Origin of the sequence: Pseudonocardia cypriaca, from assembly GCF_006717045.1 — a bacterium.
In the GTDB taxonomy this organism is placed as follows: domain Bacteria; phylum Actinomycetota; class Actinomycetes; order Mycobacteriales; family Pseudonocardiaceae; genus Pseudonocardia; species Pseudonocardia cypriaca.
In genome coordinates, this window is the sequence record NZ_VFPH01000001.1 from 3,094,102 (window position 1) to 3,113,751 (window position 19,650).

The following is a 19,650-nucleotide window of genomic DNA, read 5'->3' on the forward strand; positions in this document are numbered from 1 at the left end:
GGGTAGCCCGCGCGCATGACCGAACCGCAGCAACCCGAGCCGGACCCGCCGGGCCCTCCGGGCACGCCCGACCTGGACGTGGACCTGCCCGGAGGCGAGGGCGCCGACGATCAGCCGGGCAACGTCCCCGACGACGACGACGTCGAGCCGGGCGCCGGTGCCACGGAGCCGCCGGACTGATCCCGTCGGCGGGGGCTCGGCTAGAGCTCCACGCCCAGGAGCGCGTCGGCCGCGTCGCGGGCGAGCCGCGGCGCGCCCTCGTCGCGGCCGTGGCGGTCGAGGGCCTCCGCCGCCCACGCGTCCATCGCCGCCAGCGCGGCGGGCGTGTCCAGGTCGTCGGCGAGGTGGGTGCGCAGCCGGGTCACCAGGTCGTCGGCGGGCGGGGCGGCGGGGAGCGTCACGGCGGACCGCCACCGGGCGAGCCGCTGCTGCGCGGTGGCGAGCAGGTCGGCGGTCCATGCGCGGTCGGTGCGGTAGTGACCGGCGAGCAGGGCGAGCCGCACCGCGTTGGGGTCGACGTCCTCGGCGCGCAGCTTGGAGACGAACACCAGGTTGCCGCGTGACTTCGACATCTTCTCGCCGTCGAGGCCGATCATCCCCGTGTGCACGTAGTGCCGGGCGAAGGGGTGCACGCCGGTGAACGCCTCGGCGTGGGCGGCGCCGAACTCGTGGTGCGGGAAGACCAGGTCGGATCCGCCGCCGTTGAGGTCGATCTGGTTGCCGAGTCGGTTGAGCGCGATCGCGGTGCACTCGACGTGCCAGCCCGGGCGCCCGGCACCGAGGTCGGACTCCCACTGCGGCTCCCCCGGCCGCGCCATGCGCCAAAGCAGGGCGTCGGCGGGGTGGCGCTTGCCGGGCCGGTCCGGGTCGCCGCCGCGCTCCCGCGACAGCGCGATCATCGTGGCCTCGTCGTAGTTCGACTCGTAGCCGAAGTGGCCGCTCGCGTCCGAGTCGAAGTAGACGTCGGGGTACTCCGCGTCCGGCACGCGATAGGCCGCTCCGGCCGCGAGCAGCTTGCCCACCAGCTCCGCGATCTCCCCCATGGCCTCGACGGCGCCCACGAACTGCCGGGGCGGCAGCACCCGCAGCGCCTCCATGTCCTCCCGGAAGAGGGCGGTCTCGCGCATGCCGAGCACGACCCAGTCGTCCTGGTCGCGGGCGGCCCGCTCGAGCAGCGGGTCGTCGATGTCGGTGACGTTCTGCACGTAGTGCACGTCGTGACCGAGGTCCCGCCACACCCGGTGGACGAGGTCGAACGCGAGGTAGGTGGCGGCGTGGCCGAGGTGGGTGGCGTCGTAGGGGGTGATGCCGCAGACGTACATCGTGGCCGTGCTGCCCGGCGCCGTGGGACGGATCCGGGCGGATGCGGTGTCGTGCAGCCGAAGCGGTGGACCCCCACCTTCTAGCCGCGGGACGTCGACGGATGCCCAGGTCTGCATGGGCAACAACTTACGCGATGCTATCCTTTGGGCAGTTGCCCAAGGCGAACGTCCAAGGAGGGCCGATGGCCGAGACCTCGGCAAGCCGGGGACGCGAGGTGCGACGCCGGTTGGTGCAGGCCGCGCGGGAGCTCGTGCCGGAGCGCGGGTGGACGGCCGTGAGCACCCGCACCGTGGCCGAACGGGCGGGGGTGGCGCCCGGACTGGTGCACTACCACTTCGCATCGCTGCAGGCGCTGCTCGCCGAGGCGGCGGTCGGTGCGCTGCGCGAGATGGTCGGCGGCGTCGGGGCGCTGCTGCAGCACGCCGGCAGCCCCACCGAGATCGTCGACCTGATCGCGGGCGAGGCGGACCGGTATACCGGCACCGACCCGGCCTCGCTCCTCGCCGTCGAGACCTACCTGGCCGCCACGCGGGACCCGGCACTGCGCCGGGAGCTCTCCGCCGTCCTCGACGAGTTCCGGAACGGGCTCGCCGGGCGGCTGCACGAGCACGGCGTGCCGGATCCGGACGCAACGGCCGCCGTGCTGGCCGCCGTGATCGACGGGGTGCTGCTGCACCGGTCGCTCGGTCCGGCACCGGCCGTGGCGCCCGTGTTGCACCGGATCGTCGAGAAGGGGGAGCAGTGATGAAGGTCGCGATCTGCGGTGCGGGGATCTCCGGGCTCGCGCTGGCGCACCGGATGCACGCACACGGCTGGGACGTCGTCGTGCTGGAGCGCGCACCCGGCCCGCGCGAGCAGGGCTACATGATCGACTTCTTCGGTCCCGGCTTCGACGCGGCCGAGGCGATGGGGCTGCTGCCGGCACTGCGTGAGCGGGCGCACCCGATCGACGAGGCGACCTACGTGGACGCTGCCGGACGCACCACGGGGCGACTCACCTTCGCGCGCTTCGCCACAGCGGAGAAGGGCCGGCTGCTGAGCCTCCTGCGTTCCGAGCTGGAAACCGCGTTGCGGGAGCAGCTGCCCGACGCGGTCGAGCTGCGGTTCGGAGCGGGCGTGGCGGACGTGCGCGACGGGTCCGACGGCGTGGACCTCGGTCTCGGCGACGGCACCCGGGTGGCCGCCGACCTCCTCGTCGGCGCGGACGGGATCCACTCCACCGTGCGGCGGCTCGTCTTCGGCGAGGACCGCCGCTTCCTGCGCTACCTCGGGTTCCACACCGCGGCCTTCCAGTTCCACGACCCGGTGGCGGAGGAGGCGACCCGCCACCGCGTCTGCCTGACCGACACCCCGCAGCGCCAGATGGGGATCTACGGCCTGGGCGGCGGGCGGGTCGTGACGTTCACCGTGCACCGCACGCCCGACCCCACGTTGCCGGCGGACGCGCGGGCCGCGGTCCGGGAGGAGTACGGCTCGCTCGGCTGGCTCGTCCCGCGCGCGCTCGCCGCCTGCCCGCCGCCGTCCGAGGTCTTCTACGACCAGGTCGCCCAGATCGAGGTGCCGCGGTGGAGCCGCGGTCGGGTGACGCTGCTGGGCGACGCGTGCGCCGCCGTGTCGCTCCTCGCCGGTCAGGGCGCGTCGCTCGGGGTCGGCGGCGCGTACGTCCTGGCCGAGGAGCTCGCCGCCGCCCCGACGCTCGAGGCCGGCCTCGAGCGGTACGAGCGGACCTGGCGCCCGATCACGACGGACCGGCAGGAGGCCGGCCGGCGGGCGGCGCGGTGGTTCCTGCCGGCCTCGCAGCGGCAGGTCCGGCTGCGCAGGGCCGCCCTGAAGCTCAGCAGGATCCCCGGGCTGGACCGGGCGATCGTCAGGACCGTCGCGGGCAACCGGACGCCGGTGGTGGCCCAGCTGGCACACCGGTAGCCCCGCCCGTCAGCCCCACCACTCGTGCGGGAGCTTGGCCTCGATGTCACGCAGGTGGCGGCGGGCGCAGGGCGGGCACAGCCAGTGCTCCCGACCGTCTGGGTCGCGCTCCAGGACCCACGCGATGGCGTCCGCCACGTCCGGATCGCGCGGGGCGCCGCAGTGCCGACAGGTGTGCACGCGCACAGCTTGCCCACCCGCCGCGCCCACTTGCCCGTGGCCCTGCCGCGTGACAACCTGAGGCAAGTCATCTAGACCAAACGTCTACTTCTGCGAGGACGCGCGTGCGGACCGTCATCGGCGTCGACATCGGTGGCTCCAAGACGCACGGGATCCTGGCCGTCGACGGTGAGCCGGTGGCCGAGGCCGTGGCGGGGAGTGCCAACGTCGCCGCGGTCGGGGTTCCGGAAGCCGGCCGCCAGCTCGACGTCCTGTTCGCCCAGCTGGACGTCAACGCGGTCGACGCCGTCTGCGCGGGTGCGGCGGGCGCCGACGGCACCGAGTCGATCGGCGCCCTCACGCGCCTGCTCGCCGAACGCGTGCCCGGCGCGCAGGTGAGCGTCGTGCACGACGCGCGGCTGATGCTCGCCGCCGAGGGCCTCGACGCGGGCGTCTCCCTGATCGCGGGCACCGGCTCGGTGGCGTGGGGCAGGCGCGCCGACGGCAGGGAGGCGCGCGCGGGCGGGTGGGGCCACATGCTGGGTGACGAGGGCAGCGGGTACCACGTCGCGCTCGCCGCCATCCGCCACGCGCTGGACCGGATGGACGCGGGAGCGCCTGCGGACCCGCTCACGACGGCGCTGGTCTCGGACTGCGGCCTCACCGACCGCACGGAACTGATCGACTTCTTCTACGCACGGCAGGACAAGCGGTACTGGGCGGAGCGCGCCGCCGTCGTCATCGGGCTCGCCGCGCGGGGCGACCCTCCTGCCTCCCTCATCATCGACACCGCCGCCGACGCCCTCGCGGCGCTGGCCACCCGCGTGCTCGACCGGCTGGACCTGCCCGGCCCCGTGGTGTTCGGCGGCGGGTTCGCCGTGCACCAGCCGCTGCTGCAGCGGGCCGTGCGCGAGCGGCTCACCGGCGTCGACGTCCGGCTGCTCACCCACGCCCCCGCCGTCGGTGCGGTGCGGCTCGCCGCAGCCATCCCCCGTCCCGAGATGGAGATCCTGTGACACCCGCTCTCGCCTCCCGGCCGGGCCACCTCATGGCGGCGGAGATCCGCGAGCAGCCCGCCATCTGGCGCAGCCTGCTCGCCCACGCCGACGCGGCGGGGATCGACGCCGCCGCCGAGCTGATCCGTTCGCGGCGGCCCCGTGCGGTGCTGTTCGTCGCCCGCGGCACCAGCGACCACGCAGCGCTCTACGCGAAGTACCTGGTGGAGATCCGCCACGGCCTGCCGGCGGGCCTCGTCTCCCCCTCGACGATGACCGCGTACGGCGCCCGGCCGGACCTGCGCGACGTGCTGATGGTCGGGGTCAGCCAGTCGGGCGGCTCACCCGACCTCGTCCGATCGCTCGAGGTGGCCAGGGAGCAGGGGGCGCTCACGGTCGCGGTCACCAACGACGTGTCCTCACCGCTGGCTCGGGCCGCGCACGCGCACGTCGACGTGCTCGCGGGCCCGGAGCGCTCGGTGGCCGCCACCAAGTCCTACACGGCGCAGCTGCTCGCGCTGTACCTGCTGCTGGAGCGCGTCCGCGACGTCGACGGCCGGGAGGCCGCCGCGCCGCTTCCGGACCTGGGCGACGCGCTGCTCGCACGCACCGACGAGATCACGGCGCTCGCGCAGCGCTACCGGTTCGCGCAGCGGATGATCACCACGGCGCGCGGCTACTCCTACCCCACCGCCCGGGAGGCCGCGCTGAAGCTGATGGAGACCTCCTACGTGTCGGCGCAGGCGTTCTCAGGTGCCGACCTGCTGCACGGCCCGCTCGCGCTGGTCGACCCGCAGGTGCCGGTGCTCGCCGTCGTCGCGTCGGGCGTGGGCGGCGCCGCGATGGGCGACGTGCTGCCGCGGCTCGCCGAACGCAGCGCGGACGTGTGCTGCGTGGGTCACCCGAGCGCCGTCACCGACGCGGCGGTGGGTTTCGCGCTGCCCGAGGGGGCGCCGGAAGAGCTGTCGCCGCTGCTGGAGATCCTGCCGTTCCAGCTGCTCGCGCTGCAGGTGGCGGTCGGGCGCGGCGGTGATCCGGACGCCCCGCGGGGCCTGAGCAAGATCACGGAGACCCTGTGACGATCCCGGCGTCGATCGTCACAGCCGGCACGCTCGTCGCCGACGGCGTCCCGGTCGGTGCCGGTTGGGTCGAGATCGAGGGCGACCGGATCGTCGCCACCGGCGCGGGCGCACCTCCCCGGCCCGCCGATGTCGATCTCGGCGACGCGGTGCTCGTGCCCGGCTTCGTCGACATGCACGTGCACGGCGGAGCCGGTGCCGCCTTCCCGGACGGCGACGCGGAGACCGCGCTGCGGGCCGTGGGGTTCCACCGCGCGCACGGCACCACCACCATGGTGGCGAGCCTGGTGGCCGCCGGCCCGGACGACCTGCTGAAGACCGTCGACGCGCTCGCCGAGCTCGTCGCGGACGGGGAGCTCGCCGGCGTGCACCTGGAGGGCCCATGGCTCGCGGAGGGGCGCTGCGGCGCGCACGACCCGCGGCAGCTGCGCGACCCCGACCCCGGCGAGCTGGACCGCCTCCTGCGGGCCGGGGACGGCGCCGTCCGGATGGTGACGCTCGCCCCCGAGCGGGAGGGCGGCCTGGACGCGGTGCGCCGGGTCGTCGACGCGGGAGCGGTCGCCGCGCTCGGGCACACCGACGCCAGCTACGCGCTCACCCGCGAGGCGATCGACGCGGGCGCCCGCGTCGGAACGCACCTGTTCAACGCGATGGCGCCGGTGCACCACCGCGAGCCCGGCCCGGCCGTCGCGCTGCTGGAGGACGACCGCGTCACGGTCGAGCTCGTGACCGACGGCCTGCACGTGCACCCGGCGCTGTGGGAGCACGTCGTCCGCAGCGCGGGCACCGGTCGGGTTGCGGCGGTGACCGACGCGATGGCCGCCGCCGGCATGCCCGACGGCGAGTACCACCTCGGGGCGATGCGGGTGACCGTGGCCGAGGGCGTGGCCCGGCTCGCCGCGGGCAGCGACGGCCGGGCAGGCGCCATCGCCGGCAGCACCGCCACCACGGACGTCCTATTCGCGAAGGTCGTGCGGCACGCCGCGGTGCCCCACGAGGAGGCCCTGCGCCGCGCGGTGGCGCTGACGGCCACGTCTCCGGCGCGCGCCCTCGGCCTCGCCGACGTCGGGGTGATCGCCCCCGGCCGGCGGGCCGACCTCGTGGTACTCGACACCGGGCTGAAGGTCCGCGAGGTCTACCGGGCGGGTCGGCTCCTCCCGAGGTGACCGTCCGCCCGACCGGGCAGTGCGCTCGCCGGAGCGCAGACCGTGATCGTCGCCGGGACGGACCGACGCTGGCAGGCTTGCCCCATGACGAGCACGAGCCACTTCCTCCTCCGGCTCATCCCGCCCCGCCCGAGCTTCGCCACGGACATGACCGAGGCGGAGGCCGGGGTGATGGCCGAGCACTCGGAGTACTGGCACGGCCACCTGACCAAGGGCGCCGTGGTCGTGGTCGGCTCGGTCGCCGACCCGGCCGGCGTCTGGGGCATCGGGGTGCTCGAGGCGGAGTCGCGTGATGCGGCCGAACGCCTGGTGGCCGGAGATCCGGCGATCACCTCGGGGATGATCACCCGCTACGAGCTCCACCACATGCCGCTGGTGCTCGCCCGCCCGCACGCACCTGATCGGTGACCGTTGCACCGGCCTTCGGCGGCGGGCGAGCGAGCGGCGATACGCATGATCAGCGTTTGCGGGAGCGGATGTAGTCCGACACCACCTCCGCGCCCAGGCCGTCCAGCGTCGGAGCCACCACGCGGCCGCCGCAGCGCCGAGCCACGTCATCGATGAACATCGCGAGCCGCGGGTCGTCGCCGAGCATGAAGAACGTGATCGACGGGCGCAGGGTCGTGATCTTGTCCAGCGCGCCGATCGTGGCCCGCAGCGTCTCCGGACTCGGCGGCCAGTCGAACACCGCCTCGCCGTCGGCCTCCAGGTGGGCGGTCGGCTCGCCGTCGGTGACCACGAGGACGACCGGCTGCGCGTCCGGGTTGCGGCGCAGGTGCTCGCCGGCCAGCAGCAGGGCGTGGTGCAGGTTGGTGCCCTGCTCCCACACCCCCTCCAGGCCGACCAGCTCCCCGAGCTCCACCGACCGGGCGTGGCGGCCGAACGTGACCAGCTTCAGGTCGTCGCCGCGGAAGCGGGTGGAGATCAGCTGGTGCAGCGCGAGCGCCGTGCGCTTCATCGGCACCCAACGCCCGTCCTGCACCATCGACCACGACGTGTCCACCAGCAGCGCCACCGCCGCGCGGGAGCGCTGCTCGGTCTCGACGATCTCCACGTCGGTGACGTCGAGCCGCCGCTCGTCCCCGCCCGCCCGCCGCAGCTGGGCGTTCAGCAGCGTGCGCGGCACGCTCCACGCCTCGGTGTCGCCGAACGCCCACGGCCGGGTGGCCCCGGTGGCCTCGCCGGCGGGCCCGGACCTGCGGTCCTCCCGCTCGCCGCGCCGCGCACCGATCTTGTCGACGATGTCGCGCAGCGCCGACTCACCGAGGCGCCGCAGCGCCTTCGGCGACAGCTGCAACGACCCGTCCGGTGCCCGCTCGAACAGGCCCTGGCGCTCCAGCTCGCGCTGCAGCTCGGCCAGCGCGCGGGCGTCGACGCGCGCCTGGTCGCCCAGGTGCTCGCCGAGCGCGTCGAGGTCGATGTCCTCCATCCGCGCACCCGGGTAGCTCTGCGACAGCTGCTCCGCCAGCGCGTCGAGCTGCCCGAGCTGCTCCATTGCGCGGGTGGCCTCGCCCATGCCGAGCGGGTTGTCGCCGCGGAAGCGGCCCTGGCCCTCCCAGTCCTCGCCGGGCCGGAGGCCCTGCAGCTGGGCGTCCAGCTGGGCGAGGGCCTGCGCAAGGCGCGGGTCGCCGAAGGCCTGCTGCGCCAGCTCCATCAGCTCGGCCCGCTGCTCGGCGGACATCGAGTTGAGCATCCGCTGCGCCGCGGCCGCCCGCTGGGCGAGCAGGTCGACCAGCTCGTCGGTGTTCTGCGGGTTCTCCGGGAAGAACTCGCCGTGCTTCTGCATGAACTGCTCGAACTGCTGCTGCGTGTCCCGCCCCTGCGCGTGCTCGGAGAGCAGCGAGTTGAGGTCGTCGAGCATCTCGCGGATCCGCTCGACGTCCTCCGGGGTGGCGTTCTCCATCGCCTGCTTCATCCCGGCGAAGCGCTGGTCCAGCATCTCCCGGCCGAGCAGGTCGCGGATCTCCTCGTAGGCCTCGCGGGCATCGCCGGACTGCCAGTCGTAGGAGTCCAGCTCGCGCACCGCACCGCCGGTGTCGGACGGCAGCGCGTCGAGCTGCATCTCCCGGAACCGGGCGTCGTCGGTGTCCTGGCGGCCCAGCGCGTCGCGCTCGGCGTCGAGGGCACGTTGCAGCAGCTCGCGGACCTGCTGCAACGTGCCGTCGAGGCGGTTCTCCCGCTGCAGGCGGCTGCGCCGCTGCCAGACCTCGCGGGTGAGCTCGTCGAGGCCGCGCCGCTCCCGGGTGCCGCGTCGCATCAGCTCCTGCAGCGCCGAGCGCGGCGACGAACCCTCCATGACGTCGCGGCCGATCTCGTCGAGCGCGGCGCGGATGTCGACGGGTGGCGCGAGCGGGTCGGGCCCGTCGACATAGGGCCCATATGCATATCGCCTGCTAGGTCGCGCCACGGCTCGCTCCTTCCCCGCACGCATTCCGACGAGCGGCGCGTTCGTCGGTACCTATCCGACGAACGCGCCGTTCGTCGGTCGGGCCGCTCATTCGTAGATCACCTTGTCGTCGTCGGACTCCGACTTCGTCAGGCGCCTCGTCAGGTAGAGCAGCTCCAGGGCCAGCTCCGCCGCGCTCGCCATGGGACCGGGGTCCTCGGTGCCCGCCGCGTCCAGGCGCTTGGCGACCTCGGTGAGCGACTCGACGGCCGGCAGCGCGGCCACCACCTCGACCGCGGGCACCCGCTCGCCGGTGCGCACCGGCGCCTCGGCCACCGCCTCGGCGAGGGGGTTCAGGTCGATCCCGCGCAGTCGGGCGCGGGCGGTGTCGGCGGTGGCGCGGCGGAGCAGGTGTTCGAGGTGCTCCAACTCGCGCCCCTCCTCACCGGACGCGAACTCGAGCTTGCCGCGCAGCACCGAGGGCACCGACTCGAGGTCGATCGGCCGGGCGACGGGCCGCTCCTCGCCGGTGATCGCGGCGCGGCGCAGCGCGGCCGCGGCGACCGTCTCGGCGGCGGCCACGGCGAACCGGGCCGAGACGCCCGAGCCCTGGTCGACCGCGCTCGACTCGCGCAGCGACCGCGTGAACCGGGCGATCACCTCCAGGAGGTGCCGCGGGACGTCGGCGACGAGCTGGGCCTCCTGCTGCACGAGTGCGATCTCGTCGGCCAGCTCGAGGGGGTAGTGCGTGCGGACCTCGGCCCCGAAGCGGTCCTTGAGCGGGGTGATGATCCGCCCGCGGTTCGTGTAGTCCTCGGGGTTCGCCGACGCCACGAGCAGCACGTCCAGGGGCAGCCGCAGCGTGTAGCCGCGGACCTGGATGTCGCGCTCCTCCATGACGTTGAGCAGCGCCACCTGGATGCGTTCGGCCAGGTCGGGCAGCTCGTTGATCGTGACGATGCCGCGGTGGGCGCGCGGCACCAGGCCGTAGTGGATGGTCTCCGGGTCGCCGAGGGAGCGGCCCTCGGCGACCTTGACCGGGTCGATGTCGCCGATCAGGTCGGCGACGGCGGTGTCGGGGGTGGCGAGCTTCTCGGTGTACCGCTCGTCGCGGTGGCGCCATGCCACCGGCAGGTCGTCGCCCAGCTCCGCGGCACGGCGGCGGGAGGCGGGGGTGATCGGGTCGTAGGGGTGCTCGCCGAGCTCGGAGCCCTCGATCACGGGCGTCCACTCGTCGAGCAGGTTGACCAGGGTGCGCAGCAGCCGGGTCTTGCCCTGGCCGCGCTCGCCGAGCAGCACGACGTCGTGCCCGGCGATCAGCGCGCGTTCCAGCTGCGGGAGCACGGTGGAGTCGAACCCGACGATGCCGGGCCACGGGTCGCGCCCCTCCCGGAGCGCGGTGATGAGGTTGGTGCGGATCTCGTCCTTGACGCCACGGAGCTCGTGGCCGGACGCGCGGAGCGCGCCCAGGGTGCTGGGTAGTCCAGAAGGCACGTAATCAACGTTACGCCCGCAACACCGGTCAACCGCCAACCGTTTCCGTTGACCTCGACCTGACTTCAACTCCTAGCGTGCGGTTCGACGAGATCGGAACGAGCGAGGAGACGAACGTGAAGGCGATCCGGCAGTACGAGTTCGGACCGGCGGAGACGCTGCGCTACGAAGAGGTCCCGGACCCGGTGCCCGGCGAGGGGCAGGTGCTGGTCGAGGTCGCCGCGGCGGGCGTGCACCTGCTGGACACCGCGATCAGGGCGGGCCAGACGGGCGGACCGTTCCCACGGCCTGAGCTGCCGATGACGCCCGGGCGGGAGGTCGCCGGCACCGTCGTGGCCACCGGACCGGGCGCCGACCCGAGCTGGACCGGAAAGCGCGTGGTCGCCCACCTGGGCATGGCGAGCGGCGGCTACGCCTCCCTCGCGGTCGCGGCGCAGACGTCCCTGCACGAGATCCCCGACTCCCTCACCGCGGAGGCCGCCGTCGCGATGATCGGGACGGGGCGCACCGCCGTGGGGATCCTCGACGCCGCCGAGATCGAGGCGGAGGACGTCGTGCTCGTGCCCTCGGCGGCGGGCGGGCTCGGGAGCCTGTTCGTGCAGGCCGCACGGGGGGCGGGCGCCGTGGCCGTGGGACTCGCGGGCGGGCTGGAGAAGGTGCGTCGGGTGCAGGCGCTCGGCGCGGACGTCGCCGTCGACTACCGCGAGCCGGGCTGGCCGGACCGCGTCCTCGCCGCGCTCGACGGGCGCAAGCCCACCGTCCTGCTCGACGGGGTGGGCGGCGAGGTCGGGCGAGCCGGGCTCGAGATGCTGGACACCGGCGGGCGGATCGTGATGTTCGGCTGGACGTCGGGGGGCGTCACGCCGTTCACGAGCACCGACATCGCCGCGCGCTCGCTGTCGGTCGCGTGGGTCACCGGGCCGCGGATGATGAAGCGCTACGGCGGTCTGCGCGGTCTCGAGACGCGATCCCTCGCCGAGGCCGCCGCCGGGCACCTCGTGCCGCTCGTGAACCCGCCGTTCCCGCTCGCCGACGCCGCGGCGGCGCACCAGGCCCTCGAGACGCGGGCGACGACGGGCAAGGTGGTCCTGACACCCTGAACGCGACTCACCTGCACTCAGAGCGCGACTCGCGAGAGCGGGGGCGCTAGGCCCCGCGAGTCGCGGTGTCCGTGCGCGCGAGTCGCGCTCTGAGTGCGCGAGCGGGAATGTTCACCGCGGTCGCGGGGTTCCCCGTACACATGCGGTCTCCCGGGCGGTCCGCCGCCCTGCTCGGTCTCCTGTTCGGACTCGCCGGCATGTCGACGTCGGCCGTTACCGTCGCACTGCCGGAGCTCGCGGCGGAGCTCCACGTCAGCCACGCCACGGCCGCCTGGATGGTGAGCGGCTACACGGTGGCGCTGGCCGTCGGCACACCGGCGTACGGGCGGATCGCCGACATGGTCGGAATTCGGCTCCCACTCGTGCTGGGCATCGGGGCGATGTCGCTCGGCGCACTGGTGTCGGCGCTCGCACCGTCCTTCACCGTGCTCATGATCGCCCGGCTGGTGCAGGGTGCGGGCGCGGCGGCGATCCCGGTGCTGGCCACGGCGCTCATCACCGCGCGGTGGAGCGGGGAGCAGCGCGGGGCGGCGCTCGGGCGCATCGCGGGCGTGGCCGCCACGCTCGGGTCGCTCGGCCCGCTCGCGGGCGGCGGCCTCGAGGCGCTCGGCGGCTGGCGGTGGTCCGTGGTGCTGCCGGTGCTCGGTGCCCTCGCGATCGTGCCGCTGTGGCGGGTCTCCCCGGCCGAAGGCACCGGTGAGCGCATCGACGGCATCGGTGCGGTCCTCGTAGCGGTCGCAGCGTCCGGGCTGGTGCTGCTGCTCCAGTCGCCGTCCGCCGGCGTGGTCGCCGGGACCGTCGGAGCCGTGCTGCTGGTGGTCGGCGCGCCGCTGCTCGCCCTGCGGGTCCGGGTGCGGCCGCACGGGTTCCTGCCGCGCGAGATCGTCACCAACACCACGGTGCTGCGCAGCGCCTTCGCGGCGGGCGCGATCCCGGCGAGCTGGTTCGCCCTGCTGCTCGGGGTGCCGCTCACGGCGGCCTCCTGGGGCTGGACACCGTTCGCCACCGGCGTCCTCCTGGTGCCGTCCGCCGTGGTCGGGTTCGTCTCCCCCAGGATCGCCCGCACGCTGCTCGCCCGGCTCGGCCCGCGGCGCTCGATCGCCCTGGCCTGCCCGACGGCCGTGGTCGCGCTGCTGGTGGCCGCCACCGGCGCGTGGCTCCAGGCCCCGGTGCTACTCGCGCTGGCCGTGATGCTGGTCAGCGGCGCGTTCGGGGTCGGGCAGCCGGCGATGATCTCCTCGGTGGGGACGGCGGTCCGCGACTCCCAGCGCGGGGTCGCGCTCGGCATCGCGACGCTGGTGTTCCTCACCGGCGCCAGCGTCGGCGCTGCGCTCGTCGGGGGGCTGGCCGAGGTGATCGGCGTGGCCGGGGCGTTCTGCCTCCTCGTGGTGCTCCCGCTGGCCGGGCTCACCACGCTCCTGCTCGGCGGGCCCGACCGGGTCGCGGCGGCCGATCCCGTTCCTGCCTGACGCTACCGACCGGTCAGGCCGGAACGGGCCAGCGTCCCACGGCGTGCGGGACGCCGTGGGAGTCCACGAGCAGCGCCGGGAGCCCGAGCTCGGCCAGCCACGCGGGCGCGCAGGCGCCGCGCAGCAGCGCGCCGTTGCACGCCGCGCTCGCAGCGGGGGCGTCGGCCGCGGCCACCGCGACCGACCGCCATGCGGGCACGACCGTGCGCCCGGTCGCCGCCACCGCGAACGGCTGGAGCCGGTCGGCCCGGCCGCGCTGCACGCAGCTGGTCGAGGAGACCGCTCCGCCGTCGATCGCGACGAGCGCGTCCTGCATCTGCACCCGCCAGCCGCCGACCGGCGCGAGCCCGGACGTGGCGACGTGGTCGCCGAACGCCACGAGCACACCGCACGAGGCCGCCTCGGCCACGAGCTCGGCGCACCGCTGCGCGATCAGGGCAGGAGCGGCGGGTCCGGCGGTCACCGACCAGCCGTCGCGGGCGCGCCCGGCGGCGGTGAACGCCTGCTGCCACCGCGTGGGTGCGGGGCGGTGGACGTCCCCGTCGGCGGGCGAGGCCGCGATCCCGTACGGGAAGGGCCGCAGTGGGGTGCTGCGCGTCCCACCGAGCATCTGAACGAGCTGCGCATCACGCCGGGCAGCCGGGAGGCGGCGATCGACGGTGGCCACGAGTGCGCCGACGACGTCCGCCACCTGGTGGCGGGCGTGGTGCATCGCCCACGGGTCGGTGACCACCAGCCGGAACGGAGCGTCCCACGCGGTCCACGACGAGCTGACGGTCGCGGTGCGGCCACCGGTGTGCAGCGAGATCGACATCGTGCGTCTCCGGGTGTCGGGCAGCGAGAGCCACACGTTCCCAGACCGTCGCTGTGACGACGCTGTGAGTTCCGCGCGGCCGGCGGGGGGCGAGCCCCACCCCCGGTCCGGGGGCTCGCAGGCTCATCACCGGCGTGCTGCTCCCCCAGGCTCTGACCATGACCAGCAGCACGATCACCGAGACCGCGGCGGGCCCCGCCGGGAGCGACTTCGCCCGCCTTTCCGCGCGGGTGGCCGCGGCGGGCCTGATGCGCCGCCGCCCCGGCTACTACCTGGCCCGGTTCGCGCTGGTGGGCGCCTTCGCCGCGGCCACCGCAACCGCCTTCGTCCTGATCGGCGACTCGCCGTGGCAGCTGGCCGTGGCCGCGGCGGCCGCCGTGCTGTACGGCCAGATCGCGCTGCTCGCCCACGACGTGGCCCACCGCCAGGTGTTCCGCACGCGCCGCCCGTCCGCGGTCGTCGGGCGCATACTCGGCAACCTCGGCATCGGGATGTCCTACGGCTGGTGGATGGACAAGCACACCCGCCACCACGCCAACCCGAACCACGAGGGCCTCGACCCCGACGTCGAGGCGGGCGCGCTGGCCTGGACCGGCGAGCAGGCCGAGGCGAGCCGCGGGATCAACCGGTTCCTGAACCGCCACCAGGCGGTGCTCTTCTTCCCGCTGCTCACCCTGGCCGGTATCGACCTGCGCCGCGCGAGCCTGCAGGGCCTCCTCGGCGCGAACGGCTCGAAGGTGCGTGGTCGTGGGCTCGAGCTCACGCTGCTGGCCGTGCACGCCGCCGGCTACCTGACGGCGCTCCTCGCGGTGCTGCCGCCCGGGCTCGCCGTGGCGTTCTTCGTCGTGCACCAGGGCCTGTTCGGCATCTACCTCGGCTCGATCTTCGCCCCGAACCACAAGGGCATGGAGATGCCGACGGAGCGCATGGACTTCCTGCGCAAGCAGGTGCTCACCTCGCGCAACGTGGCAGGTGGGCGGCTGACCGACGGACTGCTGCACGTCGCGATGGGTGGGCTGAACCACCAGATCGAGCACCACCTCTTCCCCAGCATGCCCACGCCGAACCTGCGCCGGTCGCGCAAGCTGGTGCGCGAGTTCTGCGGCGAGGTCGGGGTGGACTACCACGAGACCGGCCTCGTCCGGTCGTGGGCGGAGTCGCTCGGCCAGCTGCGGACCGCCAGTGCCCCGCTGCGTGCCTGACCGGTCAGGAGAGCAGGAGCAGGCCGGTGGGGATCGCGACGAGCCCGAGGGCGCCGAGCCGCACCATGATCCGCACCGCGGACGGCAGCGGGGCCGGTGGGCGCACGATGCGCAGCAGCCGCCGGTCGAGGGCGTCGGTGAAGGAGCTGAGCGCGGCGGCCGGAGCGGCCCCGCCGACCGTGCGCAGCGCCCCCGTGAGCTGCTTGGGCGTGACCGCCGCCGACGCGACGTCGTCGGCCCGCATCTCCACGAGCGCAGCCACCGCCACCTGCGCGCACACCATCCCGCGCACGAACGGCGCGGTGGCGCCCCACGCGACGAACGGCAGCACGACGAGGTCGTGGCGTTCCCGCAGGTGCGCCTGCTCGTGGGCGAGCACGGCCTTCACGGCGGGCGGGTCGAGGGCGTCGAGCACCCCGGCGGAGACCACGAGCCGCGAACGCAGCCCGGGGAGGCAGTACGCCACGGGCACCGGGTGGTCGAGCACCTGGGCGTGCGGCACGTCCGGCCACGGCGTCGCGAGCAGGTCGAGCAGGTCGCGGTGGCGCCTGCGGGCCCGCAGCGTGCGCGTCGTGACCGCCACGAGCACCCCGACGAGCCGCAGCGCCAGCACCAGTGCGGCGAGCAGGGCCAGCACGTGGGTGACGCCGAGCTGCGGCACCCGCCCGGCGGCGAGCATCTCCGCGGTGTTGCCCACCGCCGTCGGGAGGGACGGGCCGAGCGGTGCCAGGCCGTACACGACCCCCGAGCCGAGCAGCGCGAGCCCTCCGGCCAGCCCGACGGCCTGCCAGACGAGCAGGGCACCGACCGGGTCGCGGACGGTCCACTGCGCACGAGCCAGCGAACGGCTGACCGGCTCGGCGAGCAGCACGCCGAGCACGAGCAGCAACAGCGCCGCGCTCTCCATGAGTACTAAGGATGTCAGTCGAGCAGGTCGCGCAGGGCGGCGCGTTCGTCCTCGGGGATGGAGCCGAGGAACCGGGCCAGCGCGGCACCGCGGTCGGGAGCGGCGTCGAGGGCGTCGCGCATGAGCTCGGCGACGTGGTCCTCGCGGCTCGCGACGGCCCGGTAGCGGTGGGCACGACCCGCCCGTTCCCGGGTGACCAGGCCCTTGCGCTCCAGCCGCCCGAGGACGGTGAGCACGGTGGTGGTGGCGAGGTCACGGCCCGCGAGCGCGTCCTGCACGTCGCGAGCGGTGACTGGTGCACTGGCCGACCAGAGGGTCTCCATCACGGCGCGTTCCAGCTCACCCAGTGTCGGCACGAACGCCATTCTACTGGAGGTAGAAGCCCCGGCACCACCTAGTGGATCTGTACTTCGTCACCCTTCTGCAAGAAGTAGAAGAACGCCTCCGCATCCGCGTGCTCGAGCTTCACGCAGCCCGCGGACGGGTTGTCCTGCGTTCCCTCGTGGAACGCGATCCCGCCGTCGGCGAAGAACACCGAGTACGGCATCTGGGTGAGGTACTCGCGGCTGGTGTACTGCTCGGCCTTCCACTGCACCCTGAAGGTGCCCCGTGGGGTGGGGTCCGCCGCGTCGCCGTGCTGGATGTGGACCGGTCCCCGTCTGATGACGCCGCCCTCGATCAGCCAGGCCAGCCGCTCGGTCAGCGCCACGCAGGCGCGCGCGGTCACGGTGCACGGGGTGCCGGCCACCAGGGCGGGCCCGGGCGGAGCCGGCTTCGACCCCGTGTTCTGGGCGGCGTCGGGAGGGGGCGCAGCACGGCGCGCCGTCGAGTGCCCGGCGTTGGGCGCGGCGGCACGGACCCGGCCCGGCGCCTCCGGCTCGAGGTCCCGGTCGCTGGTCGCGGCGTGGCGGGAGTCGTCGTCGGGGGTGCGCTCCGCGGGCTGGGCGGGACCGGCCACGGCAGGCGCGGGGGGCAGGCCGGGGGCCGCGACCTGCGGGTTCGCCTGTGCGTACCCGAGTCCCAGCAGTCCGGTCGCCATGACCGTCGCCAGTGCGCCAACCGCCACACGGGCGGCTGGTAGCCGCCGCGCGCTTCGTCCCATGTCGCCTCCCGTTCCTGCACGGTCAACGACCGCGCTCCGCAGAGGTGACGGGGTGTCATACGTCGTGCACGGGGAGTTGTTCGATCTACCGGTGATCGGCTCGGGCGCGTGCTCGAGCGCCGTAAGCTGCGCCACATGGTGGCGGGGGAACTGCGGATGGGCACTGCGGCGGGGCGCTGGGTGCTCACCACGACGGTGCTCGGATCCGGTCTGGCGATGATCGACGGCACGGTCGTGAACGTGGCACTCGAGCGGATCGGCACCGACCTCGGCGCGGGCTTCACCGGCCTGCAGTGGACGGTCAACGCGTACACGCTCACCCTCGCCGCCCTCATCCTGCTCGGCGGGTCGCTCGGCGACCACTTCGGCCGCAGGCGGGTGTTCATCGTCGGTGTCGCCTGGTTCGCCGTGGCGTCGCTGGCCTGCGGGCTGGCCCCGGACATCGGCACGCTGATCGCGGCGCGGGCGTTGCAGGGCGTGGGTGGTGCCCTGCTCACGCCGGGCAGCCTCGCGCTGATCTCCGCCTCGTTCCACGGGCCGGACCGCGCCGCGGCCGTGGGCGCGTGGTCCGGCCTCGGCGGCATCGCGGGCGCCGTCGGCCCGTTCCTGGGCGGCTGGCTCGTCGAGTGGAGCTGGCGGGCGGTCTTCCTGATCAACATCCCGCTCGCGGCACTGATCATCGTCATCGCGCTGAAGCACGTGCCGGAGAGCCGCGACGCCGAGTCGGCTCCCGGCCTCGACATCACCGGCACGGTGCTGGCGGTGGTCGGGCTCGGTGCGCTGACCTACGGCCTCACCGGGCTCGGCGAGGTCGGCGCCGAGCCGCTCCCGGTGGTTGCCGTGGCCGTCGGGGTGCTGGCGCTGGTGGCGTTCGTGCTGGTCGAGAGGCGCTCACCCCACCCGCTGGTGCCGCCGGCCCTCTTCCGGAACCGGACGTTCACGGCCGCCAACGTGGCCACCGTCCTGATCTACGGCGCGATGGGAGCGGTGTTCCTGCTACTGGTGCTGCAGCTGCAGACCGTGGCCGGGTTCACGCCGCTCGCGGCCGGGGCGGCGCTGCTGCCGGTCACAGCGGTGATGCTGGCGTTCTCGGCGCGGGCGGGCGCGCTCACCGGGCGGATCGGGCCACGGCTGCCGATGACCGTCGGCCCGCTGGTGAGCGCCGCGGGCCTGCTCCTGCTCCTGCGGGTCGACGCCACGACGTCGTGGCTCACCGACCTGCTGCCCGCGATGCTCGTGTTCGGCGCCGGCCTCACGCTCACGGTCGCCCCGCTCACCGCCACCGTGCTCGACTCCGCCCCCGACCGGTACGCGGGCGCCGCGTCCGGCGTGAACAACGCGGTGGCCCGGGCAGCCGGCCTCCTCGCCGTCGCCGTCGTGCCCGGCCTCGCCGGCATCACGGGCGACGACTACACCGACCCGGCCGCGTTCGACGCCGGCTTCCGGGTGGCGATGATGATCGGCGCAGGCCTCCTCGTCGCGGCGGCGCTGGCCGGGTACACGCTGATCCGCAAGCCGCTCGAAGCCGAGGCGCCCGCCGCTGACGGCATCCGGGTGGAGGAGTGCGTGCACTGCCCGATGACCGGGCCACCGCTGCACCCGACGGGCACGCCGCGGTAGCGGACGGGAATCAGCGCAGTCCGAGTGCCGCCGAGAGCTCGCGCAGCGCGGGCAGCGGGTCGGCGCCGCCTGCGGTGAGCACCTGCGCGCAGACGTGGTCGGCGCCCGCCTCCAGGTGGGCGGTGAGCCGCTCGGCCACCGTGCCGGCGTCGCCGTGGGCGACGAGCGCGTCGATGAGCGCGTCGCTGCCCCCATTGTCGAGATCCGCCTCGGTCCAGCCGAGCCGCAGCAGGTTGGACCGGTAGTTGACCAGGTGCAGGTACGGCTGGTCGACGAACGGGCGGCCGACCGCGCGGGCGCGCTCGGCGTCGGTGTCGAGGACCACCTTCTGCTCCGGGGCGAGCAGGACACCGTCGCCGACGAGCTGCCGCGCCTCGCGGGTGTGCTCGGGGGTGGTCAGGTAAGGGTGTGCACCGGCCGTGCGGTCGGCGGCGAGCCGCAGCGCCCTCGGGCCGAGCGCGGCGAGTGCCCGGCCCGCCACGGGGACGCCCGCCTCGTCGAGGGTGTCGAGGTAGTCGACCATGGTGGCGTACGGGCTGCGGTACTCCTCCGACTTCTCCGGGTGGCCGATGCCGACGCCGAGCAGGAAGCGATCCGGGTGCTTCGCCACGATCCGGTGGTAGGAGGCCGCCACCTCCTGCGCCGGGGTCGCCCACATGTTGACGATGCCGGTGGCGATCACGATGCGGTCGGTGGCGTCGAGCAGGGCCTCCGCGAGCGCGAGGTCCCCGGGTGGCGACGAACCGATCCAGATGGCGCCGTACCCGAGCGCCTCGGCCTCCACCGCGAACTCCGGGCCGAGCCCCTGCTTCCCCCGCCAGATCCCGTACCGGCCCACATCGATCGTCATGTCAGGGGCCAACGCGGCCGGCGTGCGCGGGCATTCCACGAAGTGTCGGGGCGCGCACATA

The 19,650-nt window shown here is 74.5% G+C and carries 20 protein-coding genes; 11 read left to right on the forward strand and 9 right to left on the reverse strand.

Annotated elements, in window-relative coordinates; genetic code table 11:
- Positions 1-15 precede the first annotated feature (15 nt).
- Complete coding sequence (locus tag FB388_RS39415; protein WP_170225609.1) at positions 16-180, forward strand: hypothetical protein; 165 nt, start codon at positions 16-18, stop codon at positions 178-180.
- Between the two features lie 20 nt (positions 181-200).
- On the opposite strand, the gene mshC is transcribed toward FB388_RS39415, so the two are convergent.
- The gene (gene mshC, locus FB388_RS14730; RefSeq protein WP_142101297.1) at positions 201-1,439 is read right to left on the reverse strand and encodes a cysteine--1-D-myo-inosityl 2-amino-2-deoxy-alpha-D-glucopyranoside ligase; all 1,239 of its coding nucleotides are present in this window, start codon (positions 1,437-1,439) and stop codon (positions 201-203) included.
- A 65-nt stretch (positions 1,440-1,504) separates the two neighbouring features.
- Between mshC and FB388_RS14735 the strand changes: the two genes are divergently transcribed.
- Positions 1,505-2,068: a TetR/AcrR family transcriptional regulator gene (locus FB388_RS14735; RefSeq protein ID WP_142101299.1), complete on the forward strand. Its 564-nt coding sequence runs from the start codon at positions 1,505-1,507 to the stop codon at positions 2,066-2,068.
- Positions 2,068-3,246: an FAD-dependent oxidoreductase gene (locus FB388_RS14740; protein WP_142101301.1), complete on the forward strand. Its 1,179-nt coding sequence runs from the start codon at positions 2,068-2,070 to the stop codon at positions 3,244-3,246. The genes FB388_RS14735 and FB388_RS14740 overlap by 1 nt, the downstream gene beginning before the upstream one ends.
- Before the next feature lie 9 nt (positions 3,247-3,255).
- On the opposite strand, the gene FB388_RS39420 is transcribed toward FB388_RS14740, so the two are convergent.
- Positions 3,256-3,426 carry a hypothetical protein gene (locus FB388_RS39420; protein ID WP_170225410.1) on the reverse strand — a complete coding sequence of 57 codons (171 nt, stop codon included), beginning with the start codon at positions 3,424-3,426 and terminating at the stop codon, positions 3,256-3,258.
- 104 nt (positions 3,427-3,530) lie between these two features.
- Between FB388_RS39420 and FB388_RS14745 the strand changes: the two genes are divergently transcribed.
- The 4 genes from FB388_RS14745 (at position 3,531) to FB388_RS14760 (ending at position 7,053) form a co-directional block, all read left to right on the forward strand.
- Positions 3,531-4,421, forward strand: coding sequence for an N-acetylglucosamine kinase (locus FB388_RS14745; RefSeq protein WP_142101303.1), 891 nt, complete (start codon positions 3,531-3,533; stop codon positions 4,419-4,421).
- A 32-nt stretch (positions 4,422-4,453) separates the two neighbouring features.
- Complete coding sequence (locus FB388_RS14750; protein ID WP_142103122.1) at positions 4,454-5,479, forward strand: SIS domain-containing protein; 1,026 nt, start codon at positions 4,454-4,456, stop codon at positions 5,477-5,479.
- Positions 5,476-6,645: an N-acetylglucosamine-6-phosphate deacetylase gene (locus FB388_RS14755; RefSeq protein WP_211361919.1), complete on the forward strand. Its 1,170-nt coding sequence runs from the start codon at positions 5,476-5,478 to the stop codon at positions 6,643-6,645. The genes FB388_RS14750 and FB388_RS14755 overlap by 4 nt, the downstream gene beginning before the upstream one ends.
- A gap of 84 nt (positions 6,646-6,729) precedes the next feature.
- Positions 6,730-7,053 (forward strand): YciI family protein, encoded by a 324-nt coding sequence (locus FB388_RS14760; RefSeq protein ID WP_142101305.1) that lies wholly within the window; start codon positions 6,730-6,732, stop codon positions 7,051-7,053.
- A 49-nt stretch (positions 7,054-7,102) separates the two neighbouring features.
- Here FB388_RS14760 and FB388_RS14765 read toward each other — a convergent pair whose 3' ends face one another.
- Positions 7,103-9,076, reverse strand: coding sequence for a vWA domain-containing protein (locus FB388_RS14765; protein WP_142101307.1), 1,974 nt, complete (start codon positions 9,074-9,076; stop codon positions 7,103-7,105).
- Between the two features lie 63 nt (positions 9,077-9,139).
- On the reverse strand, positions 9,140-10,525 hold the full coding sequence (locus FB388_RS14770; protein ID WP_211361920.1) for an ATP-binding protein: 1,386 nt from the start codon (positions 10,523-10,525) through the stop codon (positions 9,140-9,142).
- 77 nt (positions 10,526-10,602) lie between these two features.
- Between FB388_RS14770 and FB388_RS14775 the strand changes: the two genes are divergently transcribed.
- A complete protein-coding gene (locus tag FB388_RS14775; protein ID WP_246121934.1) occupies positions 10,603-11,625 on the forward strand; it encodes a zinc-binding dehydrogenase in 1,023 nt (340 codons plus the stop codon).
- A 140-nt stretch (positions 11,626-11,765) separates the two neighbouring features.
- Positions 11,766-13,094, forward strand: a complete 1,329-nt coding sequence (locus FB388_RS14780) for an MFS transporter (protein ID WP_170225610.1) — start codon at positions 11,766-11,768, stop codon at positions 13,092-13,094.
- Between the two features lie 13 nt (positions 13,095-13,107).
- On the opposite strand, the gene FB388_RS14785 is transcribed toward FB388_RS14780, so the two are convergent.
- Entirely contained in the window at positions 13,108-13,944 is an 837-nt protein-coding gene (locus tag FB388_RS14785) for a hypothetical protein (RefSeq protein ID WP_142101313.1), read from the reverse strand.
- 122 nt (positions 13,945-14,066) lie between these two features.
- Here FB388_RS14785 and FB388_RS14790 point away from each other — a divergent pair, with 122 nt between their 5' ends.
- Entirely contained in the window at positions 14,067-15,110 is a 1,044-nt protein-coding gene (locus FB388_RS14790; RefSeq protein WP_142101315.1) for a fatty acid desaturase family protein, read from the forward strand.
- A 4-nt stretch (positions 15,111-15,114) separates the two neighbouring features.
- On the opposite strand, the gene FB388_RS14795 is transcribed toward FB388_RS14790, so the two are convergent.
- Genes FB388_RS14795 through FB388_RS14805 form a run of 3 tightly spaced genes read right to left on the reverse strand, consistent with a single transcriptional unit; the run spans position 15,115 to position 17,056 of the window.
- Entirely contained in the window at positions 15,115-16,017 is a 903-nt protein-coding gene (locus FB388_RS14795) for a M56 family metallopeptidase (protein ID WP_142101317.1), read from the reverse strand.
- Positions 16,018-16,031: 14 nt separating this feature from the next.
- Positions 16,032-16,382 carry a BlaI/MecI/CopY family transcriptional regulator gene (locus FB388_RS14800; protein WP_211361921.1) on the reverse strand — a complete coding sequence of 117 codons (351 nt, stop codon included), beginning with the start codon at positions 16,380-16,382 and terminating at the stop codon, positions 16,032-16,034.
- A 29-nt stretch (positions 16,383-16,411) separates the two neighbouring features.
- Complete coding sequence (locus FB388_RS14805) at positions 16,412-17,056, reverse strand: L,D-transpeptidase (protein WP_246121936.1); 645 nt, start codon at positions 17,054-17,056, stop codon at positions 16,412-16,414.
- A gap of 171 nt (positions 17,057-17,227) precedes the next feature.
- Here FB388_RS14805 and FB388_RS14810 point away from each other — a divergent pair, with 171 nt between their 5' ends.
- Positions 17,228-18,739, forward strand: a complete 1,512-nt coding sequence (locus tag FB388_RS14810) for an MFS transporter (RefSeq protein WP_342787904.1) — start codon at positions 17,228-17,230, stop codon at positions 18,737-18,739.
- Positions 18,740-18,749: 10 nt separating this feature from the next.
- Here the strand turns inward: FB388_RS14810 and FB388_RS14815 are convergent, their stop codons facing one another.
- Positions 18,750-19,589, reverse strand: a complete 840-nt coding sequence (locus tag FB388_RS14815) for an LLM class F420-dependent oxidoreductase (RefSeq protein ID WP_142101321.1) — start codon at positions 19,587-19,589, stop codon at positions 18,750-18,752.
- Between the last annotated feature and the right edge of the window lie 61 nt (positions 19,590-19,650).

Excerpts from the sequence above, each read along its gene's own strand:
- FB388_RS39415 (WP_170225609.1), top strand. The coding sequence starts at position 16 with ATGACCGAACCGCAGCAACCCGAGCCGGACCCGCCGGGCCCTCCGGGC.
- mshC (WP_142101297.1), bottom strand. The coding sequence starts at position 1,439 with ATGCAGACCTGGGCATCCGTCGACGTCCCGCGGCTAGAAGGTGGGGGT.
- FB388_RS14735 (WP_142101299.1), top strand. The coding sequence starts at position 1,505 with ATGGCCGAGACCTCGGCAAGCCGGGGACGCGAGGTGCGACGCCGGTTG.
- FB388_RS14740 (WP_142101301.1), top strand. The coding sequence starts at position 2,068 with ATGAAGGTCGCGATCTGCGGTGCGGGGATCTCCGGGCTCGCGCTGGCG.
- FB388_RS14750 (WP_142103122.1), top strand. The coding sequence starts at position 4,454 with ATGGCGGCGGAGATCCGCGAGCAGCCCGCCATCTGGCGCAGCCTGCTC.
- FB388_RS14760 (WP_142101305.1), top strand. The coding sequence starts at position 6,730 with ATGACGAGCACGAGCCACTTCCTCCTCCGGCTCATCCCGCCCCGCCCG.
- FB388_RS14765 (WP_142101307.1), bottom strand. The coding sequence starts at position 9,076 with ATGCGTGCGGGGAAGGAGCGAGCCGTGGCGCGACCTAGCAGGCGATAT.
- FB388_RS14780 (WP_170225610.1), top strand. The coding sequence starts at position 11,766 with ATGCGGTCTCCCGGGCGGTCCGCCGCCCTGCTCGGTCTCCTGTTCGGA.
- FB388_RS14790 (WP_142101315.1), top strand. The coding sequence starts at position 14,067 with ATGACCAGCAGCACGATCACCGAGACCGCGGCGGGCCCCGCCGGGAGC.
- FB388_RS14795 (WP_142101317.1), bottom strand. The coding sequence starts at position 16,017 with ATGGAGAGCGCGGCGCTGTTGCTGCTCGTGCTCGGCGTGCTGCTCGCC.
- FB388_RS14800 (WP_211361921.1), bottom strand. The coding sequence starts at position 16,382 with ATGGCGTTCGTGCCGACACTGGGTGAGCTGGAACGCGCCGTGATGGAG.
- FB388_RS14805 (WP_246121936.1), bottom strand. The coding sequence starts at position 17,056 with ATGGCGACCGGACTGCTGGGACTCGGGTACGCACAGGCGAACCCGCAG.
- FB388_RS14815 (WP_142101321.1), bottom strand. The coding sequence starts at position 19,589 with ATGACGATCGATGTGGGCCGGTACGGGATCTGGCGGGGGAAGCAGGGG.